The organism is Sinorhizobium kostiense (assembly GCF_017874595.1).
GTDB classification, from domain to species: domain Bacteria; phylum Pseudomonadota; class Alphaproteobacteria; order Rhizobiales; family Rhizobiaceae; genus Sinorhizobium; species Sinorhizobium kostiense.
Map to the genome: position 1 here is coordinate 138,994 of NZ_JAGILA010000003.1, position 11,833 is coordinate 150,826.

13 protein-coding genes are annotated in these 11,833 nt (G+C 63.9%); all 13 read left to right on the forward strand.

Translation table 11 applies throughout. The features are described from left to right. The first annotated feature begins 203 nt into the window (after positions 1-203). Positions 204-797 (forward strand): thioredoxin domain-containing protein, encoded by a 594-nt coding sequence (locus tag J2Z31_RS13400; RefSeq protein WP_328243363.1) that lies wholly within the window; start codon positions 204-206, stop codon positions 795-797. After that, a complete protein-coding gene (locus J2Z31_RS13405; protein WP_028002587.1) occupies positions 794-1,642 on the forward strand; it encodes a hydrogenase expression/formation protein in 849 nt (282 codons plus the stop codon). Before J2Z31_RS13400 ends, J2Z31_RS13405 begins: the two co-directional genes overlap by 4 nt. Further along, positions 1,639-1,854: a rubredoxin gene (locus J2Z31_RS13410; RefSeq protein WP_028002588.1), complete on the forward strand. Its 216-nt coding sequence runs from the start codon at positions 1,639-1,641 to the stop codon at positions 1,852-1,854. The genes J2Z31_RS13405 and J2Z31_RS13410 overlap by 4 nt, the downstream gene beginning before the upstream one ends. Then, the gene (gene hybE / locus J2Z31_RS13415; protein ID WP_028002589.1) at positions 1,844-2,359 is read left to right on the forward strand and encodes a [NiFe]-hydrogenase assembly chaperone HybE; all 516 of its coding nucleotides are present in this window, start codon (positions 1,844-1,846) and stop codon (positions 2,357-2,359) included. Before J2Z31_RS13410 ends, hybE begins: the two co-directional genes overlap by 11 nt. Next, on the forward strand, positions 2,356-3,468 hold the full coding sequence (locus J2Z31_RS13420; RefSeq protein WP_028002590.1) for a hydrogenase assembly protein HupF: 1,113 nt from the start codon (positions 2,356-2,358) through the stop codon (positions 3,466-3,468). Before hybE ends, J2Z31_RS13420 begins: the two co-directional genes overlap by 4 nt. After that, a complete protein-coding gene (gene hypA, locus J2Z31_RS13425) occupies positions 3,461-3,802 on the forward strand; it encodes a hydrogenase maturation nickel metallochaperone HypA (RefSeq protein ID WP_028002591.1) in 342 nt (113 codons plus the stop codon). Before J2Z31_RS13420 ends, hypA begins: the two co-directional genes overlap by 8 nt. Further along, positions 3,802-4,719, forward strand: a complete 918-nt coding sequence (hypB, locus tag J2Z31_RS13430) for a hydrogenase nickel incorporation protein HypB (RefSeq protein WP_028002592.1) — start codon at positions 3,802-3,804, stop codon at positions 4,717-4,719. The genes hypA and hypB overlap by 1 nt, the downstream gene beginning before the upstream one ends. Positions 4,720-4,722: 3 nt before the next feature. Then, a complete protein-coding gene (hypF, locus tag J2Z31_RS13435) occupies positions 4,723-6,996 on the forward strand; it encodes a carbamoyltransferase HypF (RefSeq protein WP_028002593.1) in 2,274 nt (757 codons plus the stop codon). Further along, positions 6,987-7,214, forward strand: a complete 228-nt coding sequence (locus J2Z31_RS13440) for a HypC/HybG/HupF family hydrogenase formation chaperone (RefSeq protein ID WP_028002594.1) — start codon at positions 6,987-6,989, stop codon at positions 7,212-7,214. Before hypF ends, J2Z31_RS13440 begins: the two co-directional genes overlap by 10 nt. Then, positions 7,211-8,368, forward strand: a complete 1,158-nt coding sequence (gene hypD / locus J2Z31_RS13445; RefSeq protein WP_028002595.1) for a hydrogenase formation protein HypD — start codon at positions 7,211-7,213, stop codon at positions 8,366-8,368. The genes J2Z31_RS13440 and hypD overlap by 4 nt, the downstream gene beginning before the upstream one ends. After that, a complete protein-coding gene (hypE, locus tag J2Z31_RS13450; protein WP_033058249.1) occupies positions 8,365-9,420 on the forward strand; it encodes a hydrogenase expression/formation protein HypE in 1,056 nt (351 codons plus the stop codon). Before hypD ends, hypE begins: the two co-directional genes overlap by 4 nt. Before the next feature lie 9 nt (positions 9,421-9,429). After that, the gene (locus J2Z31_RS13455; RefSeq protein WP_028002597.1) at positions 9,430-11,118 is read left to right on the forward strand and encodes an enoyl-CoA hydratase-related protein; all 1,689 of its coding nucleotides are present in this window, start codon (positions 9,430-9,432) and stop codon (positions 11,116-11,118) included. 189 nt (positions 11,119-11,307) lie between these two features. Further along, positions 11,308-11,715 carry a site-specific integrase gene (locus J2Z31_RS13460; protein WP_234710729.1) on the forward strand — a complete coding sequence of 136 codons (408 nt, stop codon included), beginning with the start codon at positions 11,308-11,310 and terminating at the stop codon, positions 11,713-11,715. Positions 11,716-11,833: the final 118 nt, after the last annotated feature.

Sequence of the window (11,833 nt, forward strand, 5' to 3'; positions counted from 1 at the left end):
TAACCCCGCCCCGCCTCACAAATTTTCGCCCGTCACAACGTCACAAAATGTCATTTCGGACTTACCTGCCGATCTTTTAAAAACAATGCTTTAATTCCCATTACGATGAGAGATTTGAGTTTTCGAATGTCTGTTCGCAGATCTGATCTCCCGCGAGCCGGAACTGCCGTCGCATCTGCGCGGCTGAAAAGAATAGGACCACGTTGGAAATTGACCTTCCGTCCAGTCTTCATCGGGACGGGTCTGAGGCGAATATTCCCTTACAGATCACCGGAAACCAACTTTCCTCAGTCTGGCACGCCGTTTGCAGATCATCATTCGGAACGTTTCGCATGGTGATTTGTGGAGGTAAAATGACATCTGCTCTGGTCCGCGCATTAAGCGAGCGGTCGCGCCTGCCTCTCGTCGATGAGACGAACATCGACGCTTTCCTCGCTTCGACGGCGAGCGAGAATGCTTTGCTGTTCTTTACAGGCGACCCGGCAAAGCAGCCTGAGGCCATTGACGTCGCCGTGATTCTTCCTGAACTCCTGCTGTTCTTCTGCGGTCGTCTGCGCGGTGCGGTAGTCCGCCATACGGCCGAGGATAAGCTCAAGGCCCGCTTCAACGTTATTGTGATGCCAAGCCTGGTTGTCACGCGCCGGGATAAGCCCGTGGGCGTCCTCGGCAAAATACGCGACTGGTCGGAATATGTCGAAAAGGTCGGCGCCTGGTTGGCGCCCGATGCGCCCGTCATGATGCCCCCGAGCGGGCCAAAGATCGAGATCACGCGTGACGGTACTGTGATCGTCCGATGAAGGCCGATTTCTGGGTCGGCACCGAGCGCGAAGACGCGGCGATGGCTGTCATGCCGATCGGCTGCCAGCCGCCGCTCCGTGCGCGCAAGCTCAATTTTCTTGCCACCAGCAGCGCCGAGGAGATGATCCGCCGATGTCGGCGGACAGCGATGCTCCTGCCGGAGCTCGCCGAGGCGCTCGCTCTCCAGAGGGCCGACCAAAAGGGCCGTCTGTTCGACATCACGGATTATCCGGATGATGAAAAGGAACTGATCACCCACGCCCTCGGCGAGGGGGAAGTCGCGGGCGTCGCAGCGCTTTCGAACGGCATCACCGCACGGATGCAGGAAACGGTTATGGCCGGCGTCTGGCGCATCCGCTTCACCGACGGCGACGGCCGGCTCGTCGCCGACTATGTCGAGGTGGCAAGCATTCCCGCCGTCGTCAGGCAAGTGTGTTCGGCGCTGCCATCAACGATCAGCCATGGACCGGCGCCTGCTGGCGCGATGAACGTCATGCCCGTGCTGACCGAGATCAGAGACAGGATCGGCCGCTACCGGGATGGCGAGCCGGCACATGTCATCGCTTTCTCCCTCTTTCCGATGAGCCCGGAAGACATGACGTTTTTGCAGGAGACGCTGGGCGCGGGGCCTGTGCAGCTCACCTCGCGCGGCTACGGCACCTGCCGCGCAGTGGCGACCGGCGCACGCAATGTCTGGTCGGTTCAGTTCTACAACGCCATGGACACGATCATTCTCGACACGCTCGAGATCTGCGACATCCCCTCCGTCGCGATCGCGGCCGAGGAGGACTTCCGGGACTCCGAGGCGCGGATGCGTGAAATCGAGGAGGCTTATTTCAGATGAGCGCCTTCGAGAATTTGGACAAACGCGAGGTCGTGTCGGACGACGACCCAATGGAAAGCGGCATCTGCTGGCACGTCTACGATCCGGCTGAAGGCGACCCCGTCGGGCAGATCGAGCCCGGTACATCCTTTGCCGATCTTCCGCAGGATTGGCGCTGCCCTAATTGCGATGCGCTCCAAACGCAGTTCATCAGGCTACGTCATGAACGCTAACCCGGCCGATTCTGACCTTGCCTTGGCAATCGGGCAGCGGCTCGAGGCTCGCTACCGCCACATTCACGCTGCAATGGCCGACCTGTCGATCTGCAACTCCGTGCTCAGCGTCGCCGCTACCGGCTTTCGCGCCTTTGGCGGCCGCGAATTCGGGATTGTTACGACGCCCTGGTCCATGAACCTCGTGGCGCTCGATTTTCCGGACGCGCCGCAGGCCGCGCCCGCCGCGGTGGGCACGACAGCGCGGATCAACTTGCCTGCGGGCGAAGTGGATTTCATCGCCGGCGAGCTCGACACCATTGGCCGTGTCGATTCCTGCTCGCTGCTTTCCCCGGTCTTCGAATTCGCCACCATGGAGGCGGCGCCGGAAACCGCCGAGGGGGCCATTCGGGCCTTCTTCGATCCGTCCGCCCTCGAACCGCCCCCGGCCCCCGCGGCTCCCCTCAATCGGCGCGACCTGTTGTACGGCAAATTCCGCAAGCACGAGGAGGCGATGACGGAATGACCTATCTCCTCAGTGCAGGCACGATCCGGATCGACGTGACGGTGTCGCGTGGACTCGCCTGTTCGGTCGCCGTGAAGGCGAACCGGCCGCAGGGGCTCGCCCGCATGTTCGTTGGCCGCCGGGCGGAGGAGGCGCCCGCACTGGCGGGACAGGTCTTTTCGCTTTGCGGTTTCGCGCAATCGCTTGCATGCAGGATTGCTGTCCTCAATGCGACGGACACGCCGATGGGCGACGAGGAGCGTGTGGCCGCCGGCGCCGGCCTGCTGGCCGAGCGAATCTTCGAGACCCTCCGCCCTCTGATCTTGCACTGGCCGACGCCGCTCCCGGAGAAAATGGCGCTCGGTGTGGGCCGGCAGTTGCGTGAAGCGCTCGCCGCCTCGCACGTGATTGTATCGCAGGGGCGGAGCGGACAAATCGCCAAAGACAGCCTGGCGGCCGATGCGGCGCGGCTTACCGCTGCCGCCCATGCCTTGGGGACTCCCCGCGATGGCGATGAACCGGTGGTAGGTTCGGTCCTCGCTGCGATGCTGCAGGAACTCGGCGATGCTGCTGACTTCGCGCAGCGGACCCCAGAACCCCTGACTGCGGATGACGACGCCGAGGTCATCGCCCGTCTCCCAGATGAACCGGATTTCGCCCGCATGCCGCACCTTCCAGGCCGCGTCGTCGAAACGGGCGCCTATGCCCGCCGCAGTGGCGCCATTTTTTCCCGCAAGCCGCATCTGGCGCGGCGCCTACTTGCACGCATCGGCGATATCCAGGATTGCCTGGCGCAGCTCGCGCGCCTCGCGACAAGCGGCGATCAAGACTGGTCATCGCTTGCCGCCGGCGGACCGACGCCGGGCGCGGGCGGCTACGGCGCGGTGGAATGCGCGCGCGGGCGGCTCTATCACCACGCCGAGGTCGGCAGCGACGGCCGGCTCGGCGCCTATCGCATCCTCGCGCCGACCGAGTGGAATTTTCACCCGGTGGGCCCTTTCGTCGAGAGGCTGCTGTTGTCGCGGATCGGGACAGGTGAGAGCGCAGCGCGATCCGTCTCCCTGCTTGCCTTGCTTTTCGACCCCTGCGTCCCCTTCGACATCGGCATTCGTGAGGCCGCCCATGCATGAGCTGTCATTGATGGAGAGCGTGATCGCCATTGTCTGCGAGACGGCCCGGCAGCATGGCGCAACTCGCGTCAAGTCGGTCCGCCTCGACGTCGGCGTGCTGAGCCACGCCGACCCCGACGCGCTGCTGTTCTGCTACCAAGCGGTGCGTCATGGCACGATTGCGCAAGCCGCCACGCTCGAAATCAATCGGGTTCCCGGGAAAGGCTGGTGCCTGGATTGCGCGAAGACGGTGGCGCTCGCCGAACGCTTCGGTGGCTGTCCGGATTGCGGCAGGCATCGGGTTCAGATGACGGCGGGCGACGAATTGAAGATCAGGGACATGGAGGTGATCTGATGTGTTCGGCATGCGGCTGCGGGACGTCGACCATCGAGGGCCATAAGCACCAGAGCGCGGACCACGCCCATGCGCATGGCCACAATCATCAAATCAACGATGATGGGCAAGGACAAGAGCACCAACATGATCATGACCACGATCACCACCTCCTTGGCGATCACGACCATCACCACACCGAGAACGGCAGCGTCCACTATGGCCGCGGTATCGCCGGCGTCCATGTCCCGGGCATGAGCCAGGAGCGGATCATCCAGGTCGAGCGCCGCATTCTCTCCAAGAACGACGCGCATGCCGCCGAGAACCGGCGCCATTTCGAGCGCAATGGCATCTTCGCGCTTAACTTCGTCTCCAGCCCCGGCTCGGGCAAGACAAGCCTGCTCGTGCGCACCATCTACGACCTCAAGGACCGCCTGGCCATCAGTGTCATCGAGGGTGACCAGCAGACCTCAAACGACGCCGCCCGCATTCGCGCGACCGGCGCCCGCGCGATTCAGATCAATACCGGGAAGGGCTGCCACCTCGATGCCCATATGGTTGGGCATGCGGCGGAGGATCTCGCGCCCGAGGCGGGTTCCGCGCTTTTCATTGAGAACGTCGGCAACCTCGTCTGTCCCGCCGCCTTCGATCTCGGCGAGGCGCACAAGGTGGTGGTCCTGTCCATCACCGAAGGCGAGGACAAGCCGCTGAAATACCCTGATATGTTCGCTGCCGCCGACCTGATGATCCTCAACAAGGCCGACCTGCTGCCGTATCTCGATTTCAATGTCGGGCTCTGCATCGCCAATGCGCTGCGGGTCAATCCAAGGCTGCAGACGCTGACCGTGTCTGCCCGCACGGGTGAGGGTATGGAGGCCTTCTATGCCTGGCTTGAAGCCTCGGCAGCCAGTCGCGCCGCACGGTCCAAGGAGGCCTGAGCCATGGCCCGAGCGCTTGCCCGATCGACCGTAAGCCCCATCCGGCGACTGAGGCTCCGGGTGCGCGGCGCCGTGCAGGGCGTCGGCTTCCGGCCATTTGCCTACAGGTTGGCGCGGAACATGGGATTTTCAGGCTTCGTATTGAACGACAGCGCCGGCGTGCTGATCGAGATCGAGGGTCCGGACGCGGATCGCTTCCCCGACGTGGTCCGGAACGAGGCCCCGCCCCTCGCCCGCATCGACTCGATCGACGTGCTTGAACTCGCTCCCTCCGCCCGCGAAGGCTTCGAGATTCTCGAAAGCCTGAGTGGCCGGAGCGCGACCCGGATCGGCGCCGACGCCGCGACTTGCGCCGAGTGCCGGCGCGAACTGACAGACCCATCAAGCCGGTTCTTCGGCTACCCCTTCGTCAATTGCACCCATTGCGGCCCGCGCTTCACGATCACCCGCGCGTTGCCCTATGACCGGCGGCAGACATCGATGGCTTCGTTTCCGATGTGCGCGGCCTGCGCCGCTGACTACACCGACCCCGAAAACCGGCGCTTCCATGCCGAGCCCGTCGCGTGCCCGGATTGCGGGCCGGGGCTTAGCCACCCGATAACTGAGGTCGCTGCGAAGATTGCGGAAGGCGGCATCGTCGCGCTCAAGGGGATCGGCGGTTTCCATCTGCTTTGCGACGCTCGAAATGATGCGGCGATCGATCTCCTCCGGCTGCGCAAGACGCGTGACCACAAGCCGTTCGCAGTCATGGTGCGCGACATCGACGCGGCGCGAGAGCTTGCGAGGCTGTCCGAGGCGGAAGAGGTGTTGCTGGGATCGGCCGCCAGCCCGATCGTCCTGGTGGAGCCCCGCGCTTGCGAACTCTCCAATCTGATCGCGCCGGGACTCGCACGGATAGGGGTCATGGTGGCCTATGCCCCGCTGCACAACCTGCTGTTCGATGCGCTGGCGGAGCGCCGGCACCATCCTCCCGCGCTGGTCGCGACCAGCGCCAATCCCGGCGGAGAGCCGCTCGTCGCAGACAATGCGGATGCAGAACGCCGCCTCGCCGCGATTGCCGATCTGATCGTTACGCATGACCGCGACGTCGCCATCCGGGCGGACGACTCCGTCATGCAGGTGATCTGTGGCGCGCCGTCTTTCATCCGCCGCGCGCGCGGTTTTGTGCCTGAGCCGATCGATCTGGGCATTGACGGCCCGTCAGTGATCGCGACCGGCGCCGATCTCAAGAATACGATCTGCGTCACGCGCGGCCGCGAGGCGTTTCTGTCCCAGCATGTCGGCGGCCTCGACAACGCGCAGGCGATCCGCTTTCAACGAGAGGCGCTCAGTCACCTCTGTTCGATCCTCGATGTGAAGCCGGAATTCGCAGCATGCGACCTGCATCCGGACTTCCACTCGGTGCGCATCGCGCAGGGCCTGAATTTGCCTGTCGTGCCGGTCCAGCATCATCTCGCCCATGTGGCGGCGGTGGCAGCGGAGCATCAGCTTTCCGGGCTGGTTCTCGGTCTTGCGCTCGACGGGCACGGCTTTGGCACCGACGGCACCAGCTGGGGCGGCGAGATGCTGGCTCTCGACGGTCATCACTGGAACCGCACGGGTTCGCTCACGTCGCTGCCGCTGCAGGGCGGCGACCGTGCCGCGCGCGAGCCATGGCGCATGGGCGTCGCGGCTCTGCAGGCGGCTGGATATATCGATCTCGCACCACGGCTCTGGCCGGGCCATAGCGGCGTTGCGCAGCTCACGGCGATGTTCGAGCGTGGCATGCAGCCGCCCTGGACTTCGAGTCTCGGGCGGCTTTTCGATGCCGCGGCGGCGATAGCCGGCGTCCGCCTCGTCCAGAGTTACGAGGGACAGGCGGCGATGGAGTTCGAGGCGCAGGTTCGCAATCCTGTTGAATTGGAGGGTGGCTTCGCGATCCGCGACGGCAGGCTCGATTTTCGCCCGCTGATCCTGCATCTCGCGCAACGCAATCTTGGTGCTCCCGCCGCAGCCGACCTTTTCCACGGCACCTTGATCGCAGGCCTCGCGGACTGGGCGAAAGATGGAGCCCGCAGTCTCGGCGCGAGGCGGATCGCGCTTGGCGGTGGCTGCATGGTGAACCGTGTCCTTGCGACGGGGCTGATCCAAGCGCTCCGTGAGCGCGGTCTCGATCCCTATCTGCCGCGACTCGCGCCGGCCAATGACGGCGGCATCGCGCTCGGCCAGGCGGCTTATGCGCGCCAGGTCATCATGAACGAATACGTATCAATGGAGGAGGACCGGACGTGTGCCTAGCGATTCCGGTCCAGGTCAAGGAGGTTCTGCCCGACGACATGGCGAAGGTCACGCTCGGCGGCGTCTCGAAGATCATCTCGACCGCGCTCGTCGACGATGTGAAAGTCGGCGGCTATGTCGTTCTCCATGTCGGTTACGCGCTGGCGAAAATCGATCCGGAAGAGGCGGAAAGAACACTCGCGCTGATCCGGGAAGCTGCCATCGGAGATGCGGCATGAAGTATATCGACGAATACCGCGACGGAAGACTCGCCATGGATATCGCGCGGCAGATCGTTGCGACCGCCGACCTGGTGCGCTCCTATCACTTTATGGAGTTTTGCGGCGGCCACACGCATGCCATCTCCCGCTATGGCCTCGAGGACCTGTTGCCGCCGAATGTGCGGATGATTCATGGACCGGGCTGTCCCGTCTGCGTGCTGCCGATCGGCAGGATCGACGCGGCGATCGCGCTCGCCATGCGGCCGGAGGTCACGCTCTGCACTTATGGCGACCTGATGAGAGTGCCGGGCTCCGACGGATCGAACCTGCTCAAGGCGAAAGCGGCCGGCGCCGATATCCGCATGGTCTATTCAACGCTCGATGCGCTACGGATCGCGGAAGCTGAACCCAATCGCGACGTGGTGTTCTTCGCCATAGGCTTCGAAACCACAACGCCGCCGACTGCACTTGCGCTCAAGGCGGCGATCGCCAAGGGACTCGGCAATTTCTCGATCTTCTGCAACCACGTGCTGACGCCGGCGGCGATCCAGAACATTCTCGAGAGCCCCGACGTCCGCAAGCTCGGCACCATCAAGATCGACGGCTTCATCGGTCCTGCCCATGTGTCGACCGTGATCGGCACCGAGCCTTACGAGTTCTTTGCCGAGGAGTTTCAGAAGCCGGTCGTGGTGGCTGGCTTCGAGCCGCTGGACGTCATCCAGGCGATCCTGATGCTCGTCCGGCAGGTCAATGACGGCAGACATGAGGTCGAGAACCAATATATCCGCGCCGTCACCGTGTTCGGCAACGAGAAGGCCCAGGCCGAGGTGGCCAACTTCTTCGAGCTTCGCGAGAGCTTCGAATGGCGAGGCCTCGGAGAGGTGCCCTATGGCGCACTCAGGCTCAGGCCGCAATATGCGACCTACGATGCCGAGAAACGGTTCTCCATGGTAACGCCGGCGGCCAAGGACAATCCCGCTTGCGAATGCGGCGCCATCCTGCGCGGTGCCAGGAATCCGGCCGACTGCAAGCTCTTTGGTACGGTCTGCACCCCGGACACACCGATGGGATCCTGTATGGTGTCGTCGGAGGGCGCCTGCGCCGCCCACTGGACCTATGGCCGCCTCCGCGAGAAGGCAAGACAGGCGGACGCGGGGAGAGCCGTCGCATGAACAAGATGGGAGTGAAGGCTTACACGTGGAAGCTCGACATCGCCAACGGCCGGGTCGATCTCTCGCACGGCGCAGGCGGACGCGCCATGGGGCAACTGATCGAGGACATTTTCCACAAGGCCCTCGACAATGATTGGCTGCGGGCCGGCAACGACCAGTCAACCTTTGCGGTGCCTTCCGGGCGCATGGTTATGACCACGGATGGGTACGTCGTTTCGCCGCTGTTCTTCCCGGGTGGCAATATCGGCACGCTCGCGGTGCATGGCACGATCAACGACATCGCCATGGCGGGTGCGGTGCCGCTTTATCTTTCGGCGTGTTTCATCATCGAGGAAGGCTTTCCGCTTGCCGATCTTGAATGCATCGCCCAAAGCATGGGTGACGCCTCGCGCGAGACCGGTGTGCCGATCATCACCGGTGACACCAAGGTAGTGGAGCGCGGCAAGGCCGACGGCGTCTTCATCTCAACTGCCGGCGTTGGAAGGGTGCCGGACGGACTCGACCTGCGGGCGGACGCGGCCCAACCGGGTGATGCGGTGATCATATCCGGCTCAATCGGCGATCACGGCGTTGCTGTCATGTCGAAGCGCGAGAACCTCGAATTTGATACCGCGATCATCTCCGACAGCGCGGCACTGCATGGACTGGTGGCGGCGATGGTGGCGGCCGGCGGCAAGCACATCCGCCTGATGCGCGACCCGACGCGCGGCGGCATAGCCGCGACACTCAACGAGATCGCCAACCAATCAAAGATCGGCTTCCATATCGATGAGGAAGCGATCCCGCTGAAGCCGGAGGTTGCCGCAGCCTGCGAGTTCCTCGGCCTCGATCCACTCAACGTCGCCAACGAAGGCAAGCTGGTCGCCGTGGTTGCGCCGGATGGCGCCGACGTCGTGCTCGCGGCGATGCAGGCCCACCCGCTGGGAGCCGAGGCGATGCTCATCGGCCATGCTGTCGCGGACGAAAATTGCTTCGTGCAGATGGCGACGTCGTTCGGTGGCGGCCGCATCGTCGACTGGTTGTCGGGCGAGCAACTACCCCGGATCTGCTGAGCGAGGCCGATGCGCATTCTGCTTCTCTGCCACAGCTTCAATTCGCTCTCCCAGCGCCTGCATGTCGACCTGAGGCAGGCGGGACACGACGTGTCCGTCGAACTCGACATCCATGACGACGTTACCCGCGAAGCGGTTGCGCTGTTCGGCCCCGACCTCATGATCGCACCCTTTCTCAAGCGGCCGATCCCTGCCGACGTCTGGCGCCAGACGCTCTGCCTGATCGTCCATCCCGGCATCCGTGGCGACCGTGGACCGAACTCGCTTGACTGGGCGATCCTCGATGGCGAAACGACCTGGGGCGTGACGCTGATTGAAGCGCGGGAGGAACTGGATGCCGGTCCGGTCTGGGCCTGGGCAGAGTTCCCGATGCGGGCTACCCGGAAATCGAGCATCTATCGGCACGAGGTGACCGAGGCTGCAACTGCTTGCGTGTTCAAGGCGATTGAGCGGATCGAGCGCAGGCAGGGGCCGGTCATGCCAGCGAACTGGGGCAGAGGCCGCGAGCGCCCTGCCTGCCGAAAGTCGAATCGGGCTCTAGATCCCGCGCTGCAGTCGCCGGAAGAAGCGCTCCGCATTATTCATGCATCGGACGGCGATCCCGGAGCATCACTGACAATCAGCGGGCAACCCTTCCTCGTGTTCGATGCAGAACTGGCGGCGGGAGTGTCGGGACCCCCCGGCGCACTAGTCGCGCGATCGCGGCAGGAGGTGGCCGTTGCATTCCGAGAAGGTGCCCTTTGGATCGGCCAACTCCGTCGGCCGGAACCTCGCAGCCTGAAGCTGCCGGCGCTTTACCTTCTTGGCGCGGATGCGGCGGCGCTAACCGCCATCAACGGTCCCGAACCTTGCCGTTATCAAGAGGAGGGCAGTGTCGGCTTTCTCCACTTCCGCTTCCACAACGGCGCGATGTCGTCCGAGGATTGCGATCTCCTCCGGGAGGCTATTGTGGCTGCTAAGGCGCGCGCGCTCCCCATTCTCGTGCTGCGCGGCGACGGGGATTGCTGGTCAAACGGCATCCATCTCGGCATCATCGAAAGCACCGACAGCGCAGCCGATGAATCCTGGCGCAACATCAATGCCATGAACGAACTCGTGCGTGAGATCATTGAAACCGACGACCGACTGGTGATCGCGGGGGTGCTCGGCAATGCGGGGGCCGGTGGCGTCTTCCTGTCACTCGCTGCCGATGAGGTCTGGATGCGGGAGGGCGCCATCCTCAACCCGCACTACAAGGACATGGGCAATCTCTACGGCTCGGAATACTGGACGTACCTCCTGCCGGCCCGCGTCGGCGAAGATCGCGGCCGCCGCGTCACGCGGGCAAGGCTGCCGATGGGGATCGACGAAGCGTTCGAACTCGGGCTCGCAACTCGGCGACTACGGGGGAATGTCGACGTCGCCGACCAGGAACTGCGCCGCGCCGCCGCCGAACTCGCAGCGTCCTCCGAGCTTGCCGGGCGTGTTGCAGAAAAGCGAGCCCGGCGCGCCCGCGACGAAGCTGCAAAGCCGCTTGCCGCCTATCGGGAAGAGGAATTGCGCCGATTGCGGCGCAATTTCTACGGCTTCGATCCGAGCTATCACGTGGCGCGCTACAATTTCACCCGGAAGACGCCCAAGTCCCGCACCCCGGTCAGCATCGCTGTCCATCGCGCCGGCGGCAACGAGGCGGAGCGCAGGAGACCATGCGATGACTGATTCGCATGCCACCGTTCTCGTTGTTGACGACCAGGTGCGACATGCCGGCTTGGCAGCGATCCTGAAGGGCATTCGCCGGACCGTCGGCACAGCGGCCCGCCAGAAGGCGCCAGCCACCGTGGACGTTATCCACGCCCTGATCGCCCGTATCGACCAGAGACGCTCCAGGGCAAGCGTGACAGGTCTCTGCTGCTACTCGGCTTCGCTGGCGCCTTCCGCCGCTCCGAACTCATCGCGATCACCGTCGAGGACCTCCAACAAGAGCGTGGACGTGTTTCTCCCCAAGTCAAACCGGATCAGGAGGCGAAAAGTCAGTCGGTGGCCGTGCTGAATGGAAAGGCACTCAGGTCCGCTGACAGGCTCAGGGACTGGCTCGAGGCGGCGGGTATAACATCGGGGCCGATCTTCCGCCGGATCAATCGTGGCGACCATCTGACGACCGATGCTCTCACGTCGCAATCAGTCGCCTTGGTCGTAAAGCGATATGCGAATGCGGCCGGCCTCGATGTCGAGCGGCTATCCAGTCATTCCCTCCTAGCTGGTTTTGTACCTCGGCCGCCGAGAACAGGGCGAGCATCTCGCGGATCATGGAGGTAACGCGCCATCGGGACCCACAAACCGTTGAGACATACGTCCGCCGTACCGATCGGCTCAAGGACCATGCCGGAGACGGGTTCCTTCGACATCATCCTGGCGCAGGATTCAGGACCATAAC